This is a genomic window from Paracoccus bogoriensis, from assembly GCF_019431455.1.
Lineage (GTDB): Bacteria > Pseudomonadota > Alphaproteobacteria > Rhodobacterales > Rhodobacteraceae > Paracoccus > Paracoccus bogoriensis.
In genome coordinates, this window is the sequence record NZ_JAHYSR010000009.1 from 68,590 (window position 1) to 88,216 (window position 19,627).

Annotated in this window: 16 protein-coding genes and 1 tRNA gene; 12 read left to right on the forward strand and 5 right to left on the reverse strand. The window is 67.6% G+C overall.

Going from position 1 to position 19,627, the window contains the following annotated elements; translation table 11 throughout:
* Positions 1 to 4 precede the first annotated feature (4 nt).
* Positions 5 to 661 carry a GntR family transcriptional regulator gene (locus tag KY389_RS06290; RefSeq protein WP_219830000.1) on the reverse strand — a complete coding sequence of 219 codons (657 nt, stop codon included), beginning with the start codon at positions 659 to 661 and terminating at the stop codon, positions 5 to 7.
* Positions 662 to 694: 33 nt separating this feature from the next.
* Positions 695 to 1,381 (reverse strand): M48 family metallopeptidase, encoded by a 687-nt coding sequence (locus tag KY389_RS06295; protein WP_343222912.1) that lies wholly within the window; start codon positions 1,379 to 1,381, stop codon positions 695 to 697.
* Between the two features lie 108 nt (positions 1,382 to 1,489).
* Here KY389_RS06295 and KY389_RS06300 point away from each other — a divergent pair, with 108 nt between their 5' ends.
* Positions 1,490 to 1,804, forward strand: coding sequence for an FYDLN acid domain-containing protein (locus KY389_RS06300; RefSeq protein WP_219830001.1), 315 nt, complete (start codon positions 1,490 to 1,492; stop codon positions 1,802 to 1,804).
* A gap of 171 nt (positions 1,805 to 1,975) precedes the next feature.
* On the opposite strand, the gene KY389_RS06305 is transcribed toward KY389_RS06300, so the two are convergent.
* From KY389_RS06305 to KY389_RS06315, 3 genes are read right to left on the reverse strand one after another with little or no spacing between them, the layout of a single operon-like run.
* The gene (locus KY389_RS06305) at positions 1,976 to 3,442 is read right to left on the reverse strand and encodes a hypothetical protein (RefSeq protein WP_219830002.1); all 1,467 of its coding nucleotides are present in this window, start codon (positions 3,440 to 3,442) and stop codon (positions 1,976 to 1,978) included.
* A gap of 26 nt (positions 3,443 to 3,468) precedes the next feature.
* Positions 3,469 to 4,851 carry a TolC family outer membrane protein gene (locus KY389_RS06310; RefSeq protein ID WP_425517151.1) on the reverse strand — a complete coding sequence of 461 codons (1,383 nt, stop codon included), beginning with the start codon at positions 4,849 to 4,851 and terminating at the stop codon, positions 3,469 to 3,471.
* Positions 4,848 to 5,501 carry a protein-L-isoaspartate O-methyltransferase family protein gene (locus KY389_RS06315; protein WP_219830003.1) on the reverse strand — a complete coding sequence of 218 codons (654 nt, stop codon included), beginning with the start codon at positions 5,499 to 5,501 and terminating at the stop codon, positions 4,848 to 4,850. Before KY389_RS06315 ends, KY389_RS06310 begins: the two co-directional genes overlap by 4 nt.
* Before the next feature lie 153 nt (positions 5,502 to 5,654).
* Between KY389_RS06315 and KY389_RS06320 the strand changes: the two genes are divergently transcribed.
* The 11 genes from KY389_RS06320 to nadC all read left to right on the forward strand — a co-directional run bounded on the left by KY389_RS06320 (position 5,655) and on the right by nadC (position 19,616).
* Positions 5,655 to 5,728: transfer RNA gene (locus KY389_RS06320), tRNA-Cys, on the forward strand.
* A 28-nt stretch (positions 5,729 to 5,756) separates the two neighbouring features.
* Entirely contained in the window at positions 5,757 to 6,980 is a 1,224-nt protein-coding gene (locus KY389_RS06325) for a 3-deoxy-D-manno-octulosonic acid transferase (RefSeq protein ID WP_219830004.1), read from the forward strand.
* Positions 6,981 to 6,993: 13 nt separating this feature from the next.
* Entirely contained in the window at positions 6,994 to 7,410 is a 417-nt protein-coding gene (locus tag KY389_RS06330) for a DUF1178 family protein (protein WP_219830005.1), read from the forward strand.
* Between the two features lie 78 nt (positions 7,411 to 7,488).
* Positions 7,489 to 8,745 carry an aspartate kinase gene (locus KY389_RS06335; protein WP_219830006.1) on the forward strand — a complete coding sequence of 419 codons (1,257 nt, stop codon included), beginning with the start codon at positions 7,489 to 7,491 and terminating at the stop codon, positions 8,743 to 8,745.
* Between the two features lie 73 nt (positions 8,746 to 8,818).
* Complete coding sequence (gene ptsP / locus KY389_RS06340) at positions 8,819 to 11,065, forward strand: phosphoenolpyruvate--protein phosphotransferase (protein WP_219830007.1); 2,247 nt, start codon at positions 8,819 to 8,821, stop codon at positions 11,063 to 11,065.
* 123 nt (positions 11,066 to 11,188) lie between these two features.
* Positions 11,189 to 12,733, forward strand: coding sequence for an OpgD/OpgG family glucan biosynthesis protein (locus KY389_RS06345; protein ID WP_219830008.1), 1,545 nt, complete (start codon positions 11,189 to 11,191; stop codon positions 12,731 to 12,733).
* Positions 12,734 to 12,744: 11 nt separating this feature from the next.
* On the forward strand, positions 12,745 to 14,874 hold the full coding sequence (mdoH, locus tag KY389_RS06350; RefSeq protein ID WP_246587990.1) for a glucans biosynthesis glucosyltransferase MdoH: 2,130 nt from the start codon (positions 12,745 to 12,747) through the stop codon (positions 14,872 to 14,874).
* Positions 14,871 to 16,028, forward strand: a complete 1,158-nt coding sequence (gene opgC, locus KY389_RS06355; RefSeq protein ID WP_219830010.1) for an OpgC domain-containing protein — start codon at positions 14,871 to 14,873, stop codon at positions 16,026 to 16,028. Before mdoH ends, opgC begins: the two co-directional genes overlap by 4 nt.
* A 138-nt stretch (positions 16,029 to 16,166) precedes the next feature.
* A complete protein-coding gene (gene nadA, locus KY389_RS06360; RefSeq protein WP_219830011.1) occupies positions 16,167 to 17,219 on the forward strand; it encodes a quinolinate synthase NadA in 1,053 nt (350 codons plus the stop codon).
* 4 nt (positions 17,220 to 17,223) lie between these two features.
* Positions 17,224 to 18,774 carry an L-aspartate oxidase gene (locus KY389_RS06365; protein ID WP_219830012.1) on the forward strand — a complete coding sequence of 517 codons (1,551 nt, stop codon included), beginning with the start codon at positions 17,224 to 17,226 and terminating at the stop codon, positions 18,772 to 18,774.
* Entirely contained in the window at positions 18,771 to 19,616 is an 846-nt protein-coding gene (nadC, locus tag KY389_RS06370) for a carboxylating nicotinate-nucleotide diphosphorylase (RefSeq protein ID WP_219830013.1), read from the forward strand. Before KY389_RS06365 ends, nadC begins: the two co-directional genes overlap by 4 nt.
* Positions 19,617 to 19,627 lie beyond the last annotated feature (11 nt).

Consider the following 19,627-nt stretch of genomic DNA (forward strand, 5'->3'; position numbering starts at 1 on the left):
CGTGCTAGCCGCGACCGTCCGGCCCGGTCAGATGGCGCAGGCCATGCGTCACGTCGGCCCGCACCGCCAGGCGCAACGCAGGTTCGTCACCCGCGCGCAAGGCCGCCAGGATCATACGGTGATGGCGCGGCGGCTCGTTGCGCTTGACGCGCCCGTAAAGCGCCCGCATCGTGGGACCAAGTTGCAGCCAGATCGTCTCCAGCACGGCCAGCATCGCGGGTGCCTGGGCACGCAGATACAGCATCCGGTGGAATTCCAGATTGCAGCGGATATAGCCCACCGCGTCATTGCGCTCGACCGCGTCGGCAATGCGGCCATTCATCGTGGCCAGGCGGTCGATCAATGCGAAATGCGCACGCGGCAGGGCACGGGCAGCCAGTTCAGGCTCGATGAGCGCACGCAGGGCGGCCAGTTCCTCGATCCGCTCATCCGACAGCTCGGGCGTGGCCACCCGGCCCGAGCCCGACAGCGTCAGCGCGCCCTCGGCCACCAGCCGGCGGACGGCCTCACGCGCAGGGGTCATCGACAGGTGGTATTCCTGAGCGATCCCGCGCAGGGTCAGCGGCTTGCCCGGCGGCAGCTCGCCCAACATGATACGCGAGCGAAGCCCACGATAGAGGCGCTCATGCGCGGCGGGATCGGCAGGGCGAAGAACGGTCATGCGGCCAAGCTGTGATCACGAATTCGCGCCCCGTCAATCATGAAAGCGCCACAGCATCAAGCTGGCGCCCTCGGCCCTGAGCCAGGCGCGGGGCGAAGCGTGGTCCGGCAGCAGCGTCTCGACCGTGGCCCAGAAACGTGACGAATGGTCCATATGCGCCAGATGCGCAACCTCGTGGGCGGCCACGTAGTCCAGCACATCGGGTGGCGCCATGGCCAGACGCCACGAGAACATCAGCCGGCCGTCATGCGTGCAGCTGCCCCAACGCGACCGCGTATCGCGCAGCACCAGCGCCCGCCACGGCCGCCCCAGCCGCGCAGCATGTCTATCGCAGGCGTCGCGCAGCCGCGCGGCGGCCAGCCCCCGCAGCCAGGCGGCAATGACAGGCCCCACCGGCCGCGCCTCGGGCACCAGCAGCGAATCGCCGCTGACCGCGACCGCGCGCAGGGGGGCAGGTGCGATCCGCAGTCCCCTCCCCTCGACCGGCAGGACCGCGCCTGCGGCCACCATCCGCGGCAACGGGCGGCGGCCCATCGCGGCGCGCAGCCAGTCGGCGCGCTCGTGGACAAAGGCGATGCCGTCGGCGGCGGCGGCGCGCTGCGGCAGGGTCAGGACAGGGGTGCCACCATCGCGCGGAACCCGCAACGTCATGCGCCGCGCCCGCGCCGAACGTTTGATCCGGACAGTCAGTCCGCCATTGATCGTAAAGGTTGTCTCCACGCTCTTGCCTTGGGTGACGGAGCCTGCCAGATAAAGCCTTTGACACCCTCAGGCCTCTGTGGCAGGGGGGCGCCGGATTTCCCCTAATCGCGGCTGAAGGAGATTACCATGCCCAAAGAGGAATGGGGCACGAAACGCCTGTGCCCGGCCTGCTCCACGCGCTTTTACGACCTGCGCAACGACCCCATGACCTGCCCCGCCTGCGGCCACAGCTTCACGCTGGAAAGCATGAACGAGGGCCGGGGCAAGGCGCTGGTCAACGAAAAGACCGCTGCCCGCGACGACGATGATCTGGTCGATGACGAAGACGACATCGCCGATGACGCCGGCGAACTGGACGATGACCTGCTGGAAGAGGACGATGACGATGGCGACGTTTCGCTGGATGACATCGCCGATGTCGCAGGCGACGACGAGGAGTGAGATGCCAGGGGCCACGGGCAACCGTGGTCCTTTTTTGTAGAGCCCAAGGTGCGGAGGCGAGGCGGCTGACGATGAGGGCAGGCGCCCGGTAATCGGGCCGCATCCGCGGAAGCGTTCACCGGCCTGCCGAAGTGGGCGCACAGCGCCATCCGACAAGCCGGTTGCTTGTGCTCAGATCCGGTGCATCTGCGCGTCCAGTGCGGCGGCAACTTCGCGGCGGATCACGATACGGAGATTGCGCGAGAAGCGTTCGCCCAATTCACCCAGCAACTCGCCCCGGATCATGTCGGACAATTCCGCACGGATGCCACTCTCGATCGCCTCGCGCAGGCAGCCCTGCACCTGCTGGCGCAGGAGGCCGGCCAAATCACCTTCAAGCTCTTGGCGCACGCCTTCGCGCACCTGGGCGCGCAAATCGCCCTCGATCAGCGCAGCCAGACGCTCGGTCAGGGCTGAGTCGCAGGTGGTCCTCACCGCCTCGTCCATCTCGGACTGGATCCGGGGAAGTGTGCGTCCAAGTTCCTGATGAATGCGTTCAGGCAGATCGCTCTCGATCTCGGTCTGCAGGGTCTCGCGCAAATCGCCCAGAACCACGTCGCGCAGACCCCGCGCAAGTTCGGACGCGATGCGGTCCGGCAGCAAGGCGTCGATCTCGGCCTGAGCGATCGCGGGTAGCGAAGCCAGCAACTCGGCGCGCAGATCCTGCGTCGCCAGAACCAGATCGTTGCGCAGCGTTGCGCTCCTTTCAGCCAGTTCGGCCCCAAGGGCACTTGTCGCGCGGGTCAGATCATCCGCGGTCGCGAAAACTTCGCGCAGCTCCTCACGCAGAGTCCCCGACATCTGGGCCAGATCCGACTGGATCCGTGCCGGCAGATCGTCGGATAGCGTTGCCTGCAAACGCGCGTCGAGACTTGTCCGAATCTCGGCCAGCGCGCGTTCCATCCGCTCCAGCGCCTCTTTGGTCTCGCGGCGCAAATCGCCCAGCATCGCCGATCCGATGTCGGCGAGGCGCGCCCGATCCAGATGCGCGTCAAGCGCCGGGGCCATATCGGCCGCAATCTGGTCGCGCACCATCCCGGATAGAATCTCGCGGATCTGCGCCTCTTCGTCGTCGGCCGGGTCGTCGGCCTGACCGACAGATGCGACCGCGGGACGGTCGGAAGGCTCGGGCGTCGCGGCCAGAACCATCTCGAAATCGGCCACGGTCGGATCGGTGTCGGGTCCGGGCTGGATGAAATCTTCGCTCAGTTCGTCGAAGAGGCTGCCAAGGCGGCGAGGCAGATCGTTTCGCGCGGACTCGGCGCGCGCCAGCTTCGGGCGGGGTGCGTCGGGTGCATTGGCAAGCCTGCCCAGAGGCCATTCATCCTTGACCAGAGGCTCTGTCGCCGTTGCGGCACCTTCGACCAGGTCAGACGCCATTTCGGCCCCTGCCAGCTGCCGCGCCAACGCTGCATTGCCGCCATGTCGGCGCGCCAGAAATTCGGCCGGATCCTCGTGCGCGACCTGATCGCGCAGCATTTGCAGGCGGTCCCGGGCGGCCGCCAAGGCATCATCCTCGGCGATCATGCGGCGGATGTTACAGAGCGTCTCGCCCAGATCCTCGGACCGGGCAGAGACGCGAAAGCGCGGGTCAGCCATGGTGCCCCCCGCAGCAGGGCGCGGGATCAATCCCGGCCGATGGCGCGCAGAACGCGATCGAGGCTTTCGCCTTGCTTGCTGGTATGCGGCGCGTTTCGGACCGCGTTGTAATACTGCGTCGGGTCATAAGTCGGGATCCCCAGGTTCAGGTTTTCTACCGTCAGGAGACCCATAGCAGCCAAAAGTTGATAATGTGCTAATTGCAGATTGCTCTCGGCCGTGATGCGGTTCGCGCGTGCCTCAAGCAGGGACTGTTCTGCATCCAGCACGTCCAGAGTCGTGCGCGCGCCCAGCAGCGCCTCTTCGCGCACGCCCTCATAGGCCTGCTGGGCGGCGCTGATCTGCTGGTCGATCGCACGGATCTGCGCCCGCGCGACATCAATGTTCGCCCAGGCCTCGCCGACCTGAAGCACCACCTGCCGCGAGGTGTTCAGCAAGGCCGCGCGCACCTGATCGCGCTGCGCCAAGGCCTCGCGGTGCAGCGACGGCAGCCGACCGCCGGAATAAAGCGTCTGGCGCATCTCGATCCCGACCGACGAGGAATTGCGCGTGTCGTAATCGCCCGTGATCTGGTTCAGACTGCGCGAGACGCCAACGCCCGCATTGCCGGTCAGCGTCGGATTGCGTTCCGCGGCGGCGGCGGCAACGGCAATCTCGGCGGCGGCAGCCTGGCGCTGCGCCTGCCTGATTGCGGGGTGATTGCGCTGCGCCAGGGCGCGCGCCTCTTCCAGCGTGGCGGGCAGCCTGGGCAGGGCGGGCGGCGCGGCCAGCCTGCCCGGACGCAGACCCGTCACGGTCGTGTAATTCTCGCGTGCGATCTCGAGCTGACCCTGCGCGGCAGCAAGACTGGCCTGCGTCGCGGCAAGCTGGGCATCGGCCAGCGCAACATCGGTCACGGTGATCTCGCCGACCTCGAAGCGGTCCTGCGCGGCCTGACGCTCGCGGCCCAGAACCTCGACCGAGTTCTGTTGCAGCGAGACCTGCTGTGTCGCCTCACGCAGGCTGAAGAAGGCGCGCGCCGCGGACAGAAGCACATCCTGTTCGATTGCCACCAACGCCTCGCGGGTGGCAAGAACCTGTTCCTTGGCGCCGTCGATGGCCAGCCGCGAGCGGCCGAAATCGAACAGCGTAAGCTGCGCGCCGAGCGTCACGGAACTGCTGCGTATCGTCGTGCCGCCCTCGGGGCGCTGCGCCGAATGGCTGGCGATCCATTGCACGACCGGCCGCAGCGCCGAGATCGACTGGGCCACGTTCTCGTCAGCGGCTCGCAGCACGGCGCGGTTCTGTTCCAGCAGCGCGGAATGGCGATAGGCGGCGACCATCGTGTCGGCCAGAGATTCGGCCAGCACGGGCGCGGCCGGCGCAAGCGCCAGAACCGCCGCCAGGGCCAGGCGACGCAGCGCGCTCACAGGCTGAACCCCGGGGCGCGGCCGAAGCCGTCCAGAACCGGGGCCTTTGCATTGAAGGCATAACGCCAGGACAGGCGGCCGTTCACCTTGTGCCCGATCCGCGCCACGCCCAGAGCGCCCTCGACGAAGATCGCTCCGATGCGGCCCCCATCGCGAAGCTGTTCGGCAATGGCATCGGGCACATGCTCGACCGCGCCCTCGATCAGGATCACGTCATAGGGCCCCTGGCGGGGCGCACCCTCGGTCAGCGCCGCGCAAAGGACGGCGGCATTGTCCACCCCGGCCTCGGAGAGACGCCGCTCGGCCTCGGCAACCAGTTCCGGTTCGGCCTCGATCGCGACGACGGCCTGCGCCAGACGCGCGATCACGGCGGCCGAATAGCCATAGCCGCAGGCCAGATCCAGGACCAGCTCGTCGGGCTGGATCGCCAGCGCGTCCAGAAGCTTGGCCAGCGTGCGCGGCTCCAGCAGGACGCGGCCATGGCCGATATCGAGGTTCTCGCCGCAATAGGCGACGGGGCGCAACGCCGGGGGCACGAATTCCTCGCGGGGGACTGCCAGCATCGCGGCGATCACGGGGAGGCTGGTGACATCATTGGGGCGCACCTGGTTATCGACCATCATCGTGCGCCGCGCGGCAAAATCGGTCATGTGGGGGACCTCTGCTCGACCATTTCGAGCCTATTGCCACGTTTCCCCGGCATCGGCAACGCCGCTTGTTGCCTGCGGGCGGGCGGATGCTCGTGCACCTGACATCTTGCGCCCGCCCGGGCTTTGGTCTAGACGAGGTGCACTCTCGACGGCGGTGGGTTGGCGGAGAGGTTACGCACCGGATTGCAAATCCGTGAAGACCGGTTCGATTCCGGTACCCACCTCCACGATGTCCGACGCGAGGGTTGCGCCCCCATGATCCATGCCGCCACGACCCGGATCGCCGAGGCCGCCTTGCGCCTGCGCGCGCATCTGGGCGGCAGTGCGGCGCTGCGCCAGCGTCTGGCGCTGGATGCCCTGCCCGGCCCCGCGACGGTGTGGGTCCATGGCGCTTCCGTGGGCGAACTGACCTCGGCCCGGTCGGTGATCGTTGCGCTGGCCGAGTGCGTGCCCTTGCAGATCACCGCCAACAGCGAGACAGGGCGCGATCTGGCGGCGGGCTGGGGCCTGCCGGCGCGGCTGGCGCCTCTGGATCTGCCCGGCGCGCTGGACCGGTTTCTGGGCGCCGTCCGGCCGCGCCTGCTGCTGACCATCGAAAGCGAATTCTGGCCGCTGCGCTCGCGGCTGCTGGCGCAGCGCGGCATCGCCCATGCGATGATCGGGGCGCGGATGTCGGAACGCTCGGCCGCGACCTGGGCGAAGCTGCCGCGCATCATCGGGCCGATACTGGGGCGCATCGCGGCGCTGTCGGCACAGGATCAGGCCAGCGAGGCGCGGCTGTTGCGGCTGGGCCTGCCCGCGGCGGCACTGCTGCCGCGGCTGGACCTGAAGCTGATCGACCCCGCCCGGATCGCCCCTCCGCCCCATGACCCAGACCGCGACGCGACGGTGTTGGCGGCCTCGACGCACGAGGGAGAGGACGCGCCGATCCTTGACGCCTTTCTGCGGCTGCGTGCCGACCATCCCGGCGCGCGGCTGATCCTGGCACCGCGCCATCCCCACCGCGCCGAGACGATCGCAGCGCTGGTGACGGCGCGGGCGCTGCCGCTGAGGCAACGCAGCCGGGGCGCCGATGCGGCACCCCGGGGTGGCGTTCTTCTGGCCGATACGTTGGGCGAGATGGCTTTGTGGTATCGCGCGGCGGGAATCTGCCTTGTCGGTGGATCGCTGGTCGAACGCGGCGGCCATACGCCATGGGAGCCCGCCGCCCATCGCTGCGCCCTGCTGCACGGGCCGCATGTCGAGAATTTTCGCGAAAGCTTCGACCATCTCGACGCCCATCGCGCGGCGCAGCAGATCGGCGCGGATACGCTGGCCGCAACGCTCTCGGAACTGCTGTCGCGGCCGCAGCGGATACGGTCGATAGGCGATCGGGCGCGCGCTGCTCTTGACGAGCGCGCGGGCGATCCGGCTCCGCTGGTCGCCTACCTTGCGGGTCTTGCCTCGGGCGGGAAGGCGCCCGATATGAAGTCCATGTGACAGGAGCTTTCGCATGATCCGCTATGCCATGCGCTGCGACAAGGGGCATGAATTCGACGGCTGGTTCCGGTCGTCCGACGCCTGGGAAAAGGCGCGCAAGGCCGGCGCGCTGTCCTGCACCCATTGCGGCAGCATCCGGGTCGAAAAGGCGCCGATGGCACCGAACATCGTCTCGACCAGGGAAAAGCCCAGCCTGACCGCCCCCCGATCCGAGGTCGAGGCCGCGCTGGAAAAGCTGCGCCGGCATATCGAGGAGAATTCCGATTACGTCGGGCTCAGCTTTGCCGAGGAGGCTCGGGCAATGCACGAAGGCCGCCGCGCGCCCCGCGCCATCCACGGCGAAGCGCGGCCCGACGAGGCGCGCAAGCTGATCGAGGATGGCGTGCCAGTCGCCCCCCTGCCCTTTCTGCCGCGACGCAAGGCGAACTAGACCCGCGGCCTCTTGCGGTTTGTCACGACCGACCCTAGAAGCCCGCCCAATGGTCAACCCCTGGGCAGGAGGCTTCGGATGCCCCTTCTGGTGATGAAATTCGGCGGAACGTCCGTGGCCGATCTGGATCGGATCCGGAACGCCGCCAGGAAGGTGCAGCGCGAGGTCGAGCGCGGCTATGATGTCATCGTCATCGTCAGCGCCATGTCGGGCAAGACGAACGAACTGGTGGGCTGGGTCGAACAGACCTCGCCGCTGTTCGATGCGCGCGAATATGACGCAGTGGTCAGTTCGGGCGAGAACGTGACCGCCGGACTGATGGCGCTGACGCTTCAGGAAATGGGTGTGCCCGCGCGCAGCTGGCAGGGCTGGCAGGTGCCGATCAACACGACCTCGACCCATTCGGCGGCTCGTCTGGTGGACATCCCGCGCGCCAATATCGACCAGAAATTCGCCGAGGGCATGAAAGTCGCTGTCGTTGCAGGCTTCCAGGGCCTGTCGCCCGAGGGCCGCATCACCACGCTTGGCCGGGGCGGGTCCGACACGACCGCCGTGGCCTTTGCTGCCGCCTTCGAGGCCGAGCGCTGCGACATCTACACCGATGTGGACGGCGTCTATACGACCGACCCGCGCATCACCTCCAAGGCGCGCAAGCTGCCCCGCATCGCCTTCGAGGAGATGCTGGAACTGGCCTCGCTTGGCGCCAAGGTGCTACAGACCCGCTCGGTCGAACTGGCGATGCGTTACAAGGTGCGGCTGCGGGTGCTGTCCTCGTTCGAGGACGGCGACGAGACGTCAGGCACGCTGATCTGCGATGAGGATGAAATCATGGAATCGAAAGTCGTCAACGGCGTCGCCTCTTCGCGCGACGAGGCCAAGATCACCCTGGTCACGGTCGAGGACCGGCCCGGCATCTCGGCCGCCATCTTCGCGCCGCTGGCGGATGCGGGCGTCAATGTGGACATGATCGTCCAGAACATTTCGGAAAAGGACTATGACGATCACCCCGGTTCGGTGACGGACATGACCTTTTCGGTGCCGATCAATCAGGTCGAGCGCGCCAAGCGTGCCATGGAAGAGGCCCGTCAGTCCGGCCAGATCACCTATGACGAACTGGTCGTCGATACCGAGGTCGCCAAGGTTTCGGTCGTGGGCATCGGGATGCGCAGCCATGCGGGCGTCGCCGCGCGCATGTTCAAGGCCCTGGCCGACGAGAACATCAACATCAAGGTGATCTCGACCTCGGAAATCAAGATTTCCGTGCTGATCGACCGGAAATACATGGAACTGGCCGTGCAGGCGCTGCATGATGCGTTCGAGCTGGAGCAGGCGTGAACCCGAGGGGTTTCCCTGAACCGAACCGCGCGCCCCGGCATCGGGGTGCGGGCAGGCAAGAGGCGGGCGGACGATGCAGGATCGCACCGATAGCGACTCGCGCAAGCTGCTGCGGCGGCTCAAGGAAATCCTGTCGGCGCCCGGTGACGGGCAAGACCGGCTTGACAGGATAACCCACCTGATCGCGGATTCGATGGGGACCGAGGTCTGCTCGATCTATCTGTTCCGCGATCCCGAGACGCTCGAACTTTGCGCAACCCAGGGTCTGCGCCCCGAGGCCGTCCATCAGACGCGGATGCGTCTAGGCGAAGGTCTGGTGGGCCGCGTCGCCCGGACCGGGCGCAATGTCAATACCGCGAACGCCCCCGCCGAGCCCGGCTTTCGCTACATGCCCGAAACCGGCGAAGAGGTCTTTCCCAGCTTTCTCGGCGTGCCGATCCAGCGGGTCGGGGAACGGCTGGGGGTGCTGGTCGTGCAATGCCGCGATGCGCGCCAGTTCAGCGAGGACGAAATCTACGGCCTCGAAGTCGTGGCCATGGTGCTGGCCGAGATGACCGAACTGGGCGCCTTTCAGGGCGGCAGCAGCGAGTCGATGCCCCGCGCCCACCGCTTTCCGCAGATGTTCCGCGGAACGACCGGGCAGGAGGGCGCGGCGGCCGGCCATGTCTGGCTGCACGAGCCGCGCGTCGTGGTGGCCAACCCTGTAGGCGACGACCCGGAAAAGGAACTGGCCCGCCTGCACGAAGGCGTGGACCGCCTGCGCAGCACCGTGGACAGGATGGTTGCCGCCGCCGACATGGGCGGCGAGGGCGACCATGCCGCCGTGCTGGAAGCCTACCGGATGTTCGCCCATTCGCGCAGCTGGCTGCGCCGCATGGAAGAGGATATCCGCCTTGGCCTGTCCGCCGAAGCCGCGGTCGAAAAGGAACAATCCGCCGCCCGCGCGCGACTGGAAATGGCCGCCGATCCCTATCTGCGCGACCGGTTGCACGATCTGGACGACCTGTCGAACCGGCTTCTGCGGATCCTGACGGGACAGGGTCAGGACACCGGCGCCGAGATGCCCCCCGATCCGATCCTGGTCGCGCGCAATATCGGCCCGGCCGAATTGCTGGAATATGGCCGCCGCCTGCGCGGGGTCGTGCTGGAGGAAGGCTCGGTCGGCAGCCATGCCGCCATCGTCGCCCGCGCATTGGCCATTCCGCTGGTCATCCACGCCGCCCGCATCACCACCGAGGCGCTGAACGGCGATCCGATCCTGGTCGATGGCGATCAGGGCGTGGTGCATCTGCGCCCCGAGGAAAGCGTCGCCAAGGCGTTTCTGGACAAGATGGCCATGCAGGCCGAGGCGCAGGATCGCTATGCCAGCCTGCGCGACCTGCCCGCGACCTCGACTTGCGGGACGAATGTGCAGCTCTACATGAATGCGGGCCTGATGGCCGACCTGCCCTCATTGGCGGGATCGGGGGCCGAGGGCGTGGGCCTGTTTCGCACCGAATTGCAGTTCCTGATCCGCAGTCATGTGCCCAAACGCGCGGAACTGGCCAGCCTCTATCGGCGCGTTCTGGACAATGCGCAGGGCAAGCCCGTGCATTTCCGCACGCTGGATATCGGCTCGGACAAGGTGCTGCCCTACATGAAGCCGCAGGACGAGCCGAACCCCGCGATGGGCTGGCGCGCGATCCGGGTGGGCCTGGACAAGCGCGGCATCCTCAGGATGCAGCTTCAGGCGCTGATCCGTGCCAGCGTCGGGCGCCCGCTGCATGTGATGTTCCCCTTCATCACCGAGATCACCGAATACGAGGCCGCCTATCGCATCCTCATGGAAGAAATGGCCCGCGAGCAACGTCTGGGCCACGAAATGCCCAGCGATATTCGTGTGGGCGCCATGCTGGAAACGCCTTCGCTGGCCTTTGCACCCAGGAAATTCTTCGAGATGTGCGACTTCATCTCGGTCGGCGGCAACGACCTCAAGCAGTTCTTCTTTGCCGCCGACCGCGAGAACGAGCGCGTGCGCCGCCGATACGACACGCTCAGCCTATCCTTCCTGACGCTGCTGCGCCAGATCGTCGAGCGCTGCAACGAGGCCGGCGTGCCCCTGTCCTTCTGCGGCGAGGACGCGGGCCGCCCGATCGAGGCGGCGGTCCTGGCCGCCCTGGGCTTCCGGCGTCTGTCCATGCGGCCGGCCTCGATCGGGCCGGTCAAGCACCTGATCCGCCGCATCTCTCTGGTGGAATTGCGCCAGGTCATAGACGATGCCGTCGAGGCGGGTATGCCCTCGATCCGCGGCCCGGTCACGGCCTGGCTGGCCCGCCAGTAACGCCCGCTGCTCTGCACGCAAAAGCGCCTTTTGCCGCCGATGCGGTGACCAAGGCGGCAAGGGCGCTTGCTGCGCTACGACAGCAGCCTTATGATACACAAGGATTTTCGGAACATCGGTGAGATGAAGCGTCGTCAATTTCTCAATGCAGCCACGGCGATGGCTGCCGGTGGTGCAGTTCTGGCCGCATCGGCCGATGCCCAACCCGGCGCCGATCCCGCCGCCATCGGTCCGCAGCCCTTTGTTTTCGAACATGTTGCCGCCATCGCTGCCGAACGCGCGACACGGGTCTATCAGCAGCCGATTTCGCAGCTGGTCGGCAGTTTCGCCAATCTGAACTACGACCAGTATCGTGGCATCCGTTTCCGGCGCGACCGCGACCCTCTGGGGGCAAGCGGCGCCTTCGGCATGGACTTGCTGTCGCCGGGCATGATCTTTTACGAACCCGTCCGGATCAGCATCATCCGCAACGGCGTGGCCCGTCATCTGCCCTTCGACCCTTCGATGCTGGAATTTGACGGCCGCTATTTCCCCGACGGACCGGACCTGACCAATATCGGTAACATGGGCTGGTCGGGCTTTCGCCTCCGGACCGCGCTGAACCGGCCCGATGTGATGGATGAGTTCCTCGTCTTTCAGGGTGCCAGCTATTTCCGGGCGGTGGCGCGCGGCACACTCTACGGTCTGTCCGCGCGCGGCCTCGCGATCAAGACCGGCAGCCCCGATGGCGAGGAATTCCCGCTTTTCACCGATTTCTGGATCGAACAGCCCCAGCCGGGCGATGGCTTCATGCGGATCTACGCGGTGCTTGACAGCCGTTCGGTCGCGGGGGCCTACGAGTTCATTGTCCATCCCGGCGCCACGACCATGATCGAAACGCGCATGGCGCTGTTCCCCCGCGTCGATCTGCGCGAGACGGGACTGGCGCCGCTGACCTCGATGTTCTGGTTCAGCCCTGCGTCGCGTCGGGAAGTCGATGATTACCGCCCCGCCTGCCATGACAGCGACGGGTTGCAGATGCATACCGGCGCCGGTCAAGCCCTGTGGCGCAGTCTGACGTCTCCGGGCAAGCTCCAGATCAGCAGCTTCGTGGACAACAACCCCCGAGGCTTTGGCCTGGTCCAGCGAGCCCGCGATTTCGAGGCATTTCAGGATGCCGAGGCGATGTATCACCTGCGCCCCTCGACCTGGATCGAGCCGATAGGCGACTGGGGCGAGGGCGAAGTCCGGCTGGTCGAGATCCCGGTCGAAAACGAATTCAACGACAACATCGTCAGCTACTGGCTGCCCAAGGCACCGATCACGCGCGGCCAGCGGCACGAATTCCGTTACCGGATGGGCTTTTCGGCGCTGCCGCCCGCCGACATGCCCTTGGCGCGCGTCCGGCAGGTGCGTTCGGGGCGCTCGATCAATGTCGAGACCACGCGCAGCTTCATCATCGACTACGACCTGCCGATATTCGCCGAGGAACTGCCCCAGATCCAGGTCAAGGCCTCGGCCGGAGAGATCGTCCACGCCTATCTGAAACGGCTTCCCGACCAGCAGGCGCTGCGTCTGGCGTTTGAATTCGCACCGGGTCGGGCGCAACTGGCAGACCTTCAGGCGGTGCTGACCGATGCCGGGGGACGCGCGCTGTCCGAGACCTGGCTGACCCGCTGGACCGCATGAACAGGCCGCCGATGACAATTGAACAGCCGCCCCTTGCGGCCTCTTGTCGCACTGCGAAAGGCGCCTCCGATACCGCGCTTGCGGCCATGCCGCCCGAGGCGCCGCTGGCCATGCCGGTCCAGGATTTCCGCTCTCCGCCACGCGGAGGGCCTGCACGGCACATGAACAGCCTGCGTGTCTGGCTGGCGCGTCTGGTGGCCTTCGGTGGCACGGCGGCCATCGCGGCTTTGGGCTTTCGGCAGATGCTGGCGACCTTCGGCACTGATCCGACCTTGATGCAGATCGCCTTTCTGACGCTTTTCGTGCCGACCTTCGCCTGGGTGGGCTTTTCCTTCTGCGCGACGGTCGCGGGTTTTCTGGCCCCCCGCCTGACCACGCCCGACGATCCCGGCAACGCGCGGCTGGCCGTCGTCATGCCGATCTATCACGAGAACGCAACCGCCAGCATCAGCCTGCTGGTCGCCCTTGCGCGCGAGATCGCCACCGAAGGCATGGCCGAACGCACCGAGATCTTTGTTCTCTCGGACAGCCGCGACGCCTCGATCGCGGTTCAGGAAAGCCAGGCGCTGGCCGCCGCCCGCGCGCTGTCGCCGCTGCCGATCTGGTATCGTCGTCGCGCCGACAACGAGGACCGCAAATCCGGCAACATCGCCGAATTCCTGCGCCGTTGGGGCGGCCGCTTCGACCAGTTCGTGGTCCTGGACGCCGACAGCGTGATGACCGGCAAGACCATCCGTGAATTGTCCGCCCGCATGTCCGCCGACCCTTCCGTAGGCCTGATCCAGACCATGCCCATGCTGGTCGGAGGCGAAACGATCCTGGCGCGTCAGACCCAGTTCGCCGGCCGCGTCTATGGCCCGATGATCGCGCGCGGCGTCTCGGCCTGGTCGGGCGATACGGGCAATTACTGGGGGCACAACGCGATCATCCGCACCGAGGCTTTCACCCAGGCCTGCGGCTTGCCGCGCCTGCCGGGGCGTCCGCCGTTCGGCGGCACGATCCTCAGCCACGATTTCGTCGAGGCCGCGGCGCTCTGCCGGGCGGGCTGGAAGGTGCGACTGGATCACGACCTGCGCGGCAGCTACGAGGGCTGCCCGCCCACGCTGATGGACATGGCCGCACGCGAGCGCCGTTGGGCGCAAGGCAACCTGCAACATGCGCGACTTCTGGGGATGCGCGGGATGCGCGGGATCAGCCGGGTGCATTTCGTCATCGGCATGATGAGCTTCCTGATGAGCCCGATCTGGCTGGCGCTGATCCTCGTGGGCCTGGTCCTGTCGGCGACGGTGCTTCTGTCCACGCCCGAATATTTCCCGAACGCCTACCAGCTTTTCCCCGAATGGCCGGTCTTTGACAGCCGCCGGATGCTGTGGCTGTTCGCCATCGCCATGGCGCTGCTGTTGCTGCCCAAGTTCATCGCGACCTTCCGGGCCTGGGCGCGGCCTCTGGCCCGCAATTCGGGCGGGCGCGTGCGGATCTTTGCCAGCGCCCTCTTCGAGACGGTGCTGTCGGCGCTGATCGCGCCCGTGCAGATGCTGGTCCAGACCCGCCAGATCGCCGAGATCCTGCGCGGCCGCGACAGCGGCTGGAACCCGCAGATCCGGGCCGGCCATGTCCCGGGCTGGGGACTGGTGCTGCGCCACCACTGGTCCCATGTGTTGCTGGGGCTGGGAACGCTGGTCGTACTGTGGCAATTCTCGCCGCCGCAGCTGATCTGGCTGTCTCCTATCCTGGCCGGGCTGATCCTGTCGCCGCTGACGGCGCGGCTGTCGGCCAGCGCGGTGCTGGGGCGCTGGACGCGGATGCGCGGCCTGCTGGTCACGCCCGAGGAACGCGACCCGCCCTCGATCCTGACCGAGGCCGCCGCCATCGCCCGCGCCCTGCCCGCGCCCATCACCGGGCGCGAGGCCCTGCTGCGGCTGGGGCGTGACCCGCAGGTGATGCGGAACCATCTGGCCGCCCTGCCCCCATCCGAGGGCGAATTGCCGACCGCTCGGGCGCTGCTGCGGGTGACGGCGGGCGCCAAGATCGACCATGCCCGCAGCCAGTCCGAGGCGCTGGATTATCTGGACCCGGCGGAAACCGACGCGCTGGTCTCGGACCGGGCGCTTCTGGCCCGCTGGAGCGCGCTGCCCGCATGAACCGCATGATCACGCTGGACATGCTGCGCGGCTATGCGCTGCTCAGCATCATGGTCAACCACATGCCGGTCTCGGTCATGCGGGGGGTGACGCTGCCGAATTTCTCGATCTTCGACGCATCCGAATTGTTCGTGCTGCTGTCCGGGTTCCTGGTCGGCATGGTCTGGCGGTCGGTCGAACGCCGCGAGGGGCAGCGCGCCGCGCAATGGCGCTTTGCCCGCCGCGCCTTCGAGGTCTGGCGCGCGATGATCCTGATCGGCGTGCTGATGGCGCTGCTGTCGGCGGCGCTTCTGGCGGCAGGGATGAGGCACACGGCGATCTGGAACCAATACGCGGTCTGGGTGATCGAGAACCCGCTTGGCTATGTCGGTGCGCTGGCCTCGATGTGGCTGCAACCCAACATCGTCGATGTTCTGGCGGTCTATGTCGTGCTTCTGGCGGTGACGCCGGTCATCGTGCCGCTGATGCTGCGTTGGCCGTTGGCCGTCGCGGTCGCCCTGGTCGCGATCTGGTGGCACGGGCCCGAACTGAACAGCCTGCTGCCGAACCATCGCCGGCAAGGCGGATTTCTGTTCAACCCCTTCGGATGGCAGCTTCTGTTCTTTTCCGGCGTGGCGATGGGCCTTTTCCGGGACAGGATCATGGCCGCGCTTTTGCCGCGCCGCCATCTGGTGACGGCCCTCGCGCTTGGCATGTTCGCCTTCGGTTGCGCCATCGTCATCGCGGCCCGCATCGGAGAACCCGCTCTGGCCGTCAGGCAGGCGATGCGGATGGTCTATGGCACGATCGACAAATGGAGCCTCGACGGCACCCGCTATCTGGCGATCATGGCGGCGGCCTGGCTGGTCGTGGTGCCGCTTGGCCCCGTGATGGCGCGGATCGCCGCCAGCAGACCGGGCGTCTGGATGCAGCAGATCGGGCGCGGCGGCCTGTGGTCCTTTGGCGCCTGCGTGCTGTTGTCGGTGCTGGGCGACGCGCTGCAGATGAACCCCGAAGGGCAGTCCGTCGCCGCCCGGCTGGCGGTGGATATCTGGACCTGCATCGCCCTGTGGTGGCTGGCGGTGCTGTGGCTGCGCCACGGCGATCCCTGGCGGCGGGCACGAAGGGCCCGCCGAGCCGAAAGGCGGCTGGCGCGGGCAGCGGCGCGGGGATGACGCAGCGGGGGTGACGCAGCGGGGGTGACGGGCGCAAGGAAATCCTCTAAATCGCCTTCACGAAACGGTCACATCAGCTGACGACGGGTCACGAGAAGGCGCGGCATCGCCCGCCATCGCATCGGAGGAGGAGCCGAGTTGCTGGACGATACCCTTATCCGCCGCGAGCTTGCCGCGCATTACGATCTGGCCCCGTCCGAGACGCTGGCCCGCGAGCTGGCGCATCTGCACGCCCCCATGGCCCGCGTCATGCCCTATCCCGACTGGGTCATGGCCGCGCCTTGGGTCGCCGCGATCAACCGGCTCAAGGCTGAACGCGGCGCGGTGGTGCTGGCCCATAACTACATGACGCCTGACATCTATCATGGCATTGCCGATGTCGTGGGCGACAGCCTGCAACTGGCGATCGAGGCCACGCGCGTGGATGCCGACATCATCGTGCAATGCGGCGTGCATTTCATGGCCGAGACCTCGAAGATCCTGAACCCGGCCAAGACGGTTCTCATGCCAGACATGGAGGCCGGCTGCTCGCTGGCCGAATCGATCACCGCCGAGGGGATCGCGCAGATGCGCGCGCGCTATCCCGGCGCCCAGGTCGTCAGCTACGTCAATACCACGGCCGAGGTAAAGGCGGCGTCAGACATTTGCTGCACCTCGTCCAACGCCGCGCAGATCGTGGCGGCCATGCCGGGCGACACGGTCATCATGACCCCCGACAAATGGCTGGCGCAGAACGTGGCCAAACAGGTGCCGCAGAAGCGCATCGTCTGGTGGGACGGCGCCTGTATCGTGCATGAACGCTTCACCCCGCAGGATCTGCGCGATTTCCGCGAATGGCATCCGGGTATCCGTATCATCGCCCATCCCGAATGCCCCCCCGATGTCGTGGCCGAGGCCGATTTCGCGGGATCGACCGCTCATATCATCGACTATGTGGGCCGCGAGCGCCCCGAAAAGGCGATGCTGGTCACAGAATGCTCGATGGCCTCGAACATCGCCGACGCCCATCCGGGGGTCGAGTTCCTCGGGCCCTGCAACATGTGCCCCTACATGAAGAAGATCACGTTGGAAAAGGTGCTCTGGTCGCTGCACACGATGACCGGCCGGATCGAGGTGGACCCGGCCATCGCCGCCTCTGCCCGCCTGGCGGTCGAGCGCATGATCGACCTGTCGCGCAAGCTGGCGGCATGACCCGATGATCCCCAATGACCGCGTGGTGATCATTGGCGCGGGGCTTGGCGCGCTCTATGCAGCGCTTGCGCTGGCGCCGCGGCCGGTCCTGATGATCTCGCCCGATCCTCTGGGCCAGGGTGCCAGTTCGGCCTGGGCGCAGGGCGGGGTCGCGGCGGCGATGGCCGCGCCCGACAGCCCCGATCTTCACGCCGCCGATACCATGCGGGCGGGGGCGGGTATCGTGGATCGGGCCGTCGCGCGCATGGTTGCGGACGAGGCGCGGGCGCATATCCTTGCACTGACCGATCTGGGCACGCCCTTCGATCGCGATGCCAAAGGCGGCTATGTCATGTCGCGCGAGGCCGCGCACAGCCTGGCCCGCGTGGTGCGGGTGCGCGGCGATCAGGCCGGCGCCGAGATCATGCGCGCCCTCATCGCCTCGGTCCGCGCCACGCCCTCGGTCCAGGTTCTGGAGGGCTGGCTGGCCACGGGCCTGCGCCGCGACCGGGACCGCATCGCCGGGATTGAATTGATGCGCGCCACCGGATCGGCCACGCTTGCGCTGGCCGCACCGGCGGTGCTGATTGCCGCCGGCGGCGCGGGCGGGCTTTATGCCGTGACCACCAACCCGCCCCGCATCCGGGGCGAGGCGATGGGCATGGCCGCCCGCGCGGGCGCGGCGATTGCCGATGCCGAGTTCGTGCAGTTCCACCCGACCGCCATCGCCACCGGCGCCGATCCTGCGCCGCTGGCGACCGAGGCGCTGCGGGGCGAGGGCGCGGTTCTGGTCAATGCCGCAGGCACACGCTTCATGCTGGGCCTGCACCCCGATGCCGAACTGGCACCCCGCGACATCGTGGCCCGCGCCGTCTATGCCGAAACACAGGCCGGGCGCGCCCCCGCGCTGGATTGCCGCGCCCTGCCCGATCTGGCCCGGCATTTCCCCGCCGTCTTTGCCGCCTGCATGGCTGCGGGGATCGACCCTGCGCGACAGCCGATCCCGGTCGCAGCGGCGGCGCATTACCATATGGGCGGGATCGCCACCGATGCCGAGGGCCGGTCCAGCCTGCCGGGGCTCTGGGCCTGCGGCGAGGCAGCCTCGACCGGGCTGCATGGCGCGAACCGGCTGGCCTCGAATGGTTTGCTGGAAGCGCTGGTCTTTGCCCGCCGCGCCGCGCTGTCGATTGCGGCCGAAATGCCGCTGCGCGACGCCGGGCCGGTCCGCCTGCCCGATCCGGCACCCGCAGCCCCACCGGACCCCGCCCTGATCCGCGGCCTGCGCGCCGCCATGACCCAAGGCGCGGGCGTCATCCGCGATGCGGCAGGGCTGGGCCACGCGCTGCGACGGATCGCCACCATCGAGACCGAGGGCATGGCCCATCCCCGGATCGCCAACATGACTGCCGCCGCCACGCTGATCTGCGCCGCGGCCCTGATGCGCCGCGAAAGCCGGGGGGCGCATTGCCGCAGCGATCATCCCGATACCCTGCCCGAGGCTCGCCGCAGCCGCCTGACTCTGGCCGAGGCCATGACCCTGCGCGACAGCCTTGCAACCGAACCGGAGCCGACATGATCCCGCCCCTGCCCGACCTGGTCCTTGAACCCCTGATCCGCGCCGCCCTGACCGAGGATCTGGGCATGAATGGCGACATCACGACCCGCACCGTGATCCCGGCAGGCATCCAATGTCAGGCCGCGATCCGCGCGCGCGAGGCGGGCGTGGCCTCGGGGATGCAGCTTGCTGCGCTCGCCTTCCGGCTGATCGACCCTGCCCTGCGCTTCGAGGCGCTCTGCCCCGACGGCACCCCCTTCGCGGCGGGTGACACACTGGCGCGGATCGAGGGCGAGGCCGCCCCGATCCTCTCGGCCGAGCGGGTGGCGCTGAACTTCGCGGGCCGCCTGTCGGGCATCGCCACGATGACGGCGGCCTTCGTGGGCAAGACGCGGGGAACTGCCGCGCGCATCACCTGCACCCGCAAGACCACGCCGGGGCTGCGCCTGGTCGAGAAACAGGCCGTGTTGCATGGTGGCGGCTTCAGCCATCGCCTGTCGCTGTCTGATGCGATCCTGATCAAGGACAACCACATCGCAGCAGCGGGCGGCATCCGCCCGGTCCTTCGGGCGGTCAAGGCGCGCGCCTCGCACATGATGCGGGTGGAAATCGAGGTGGACCGGCTGGACCAGTTGGCCGAGGTGCTGGACGAGGGCGGCGCCGATGTCGTTCTGCTGGATAACATGGACAGCCCGACCCTGCGCCAGGCGGTGACGATGGCCGATGGCCGCGTGGTGCTGGAAGCCTCGGGAAACATGCGTCTTGACCGCATTGCCGAGGTCGCGGCGACGGGCGTGGACTACATCTCGGTCGGCGCATTGACCCATTCCGCGCGAACGCTGGATCTGGGTCTGGATTTTTAAGGGAAAACGAG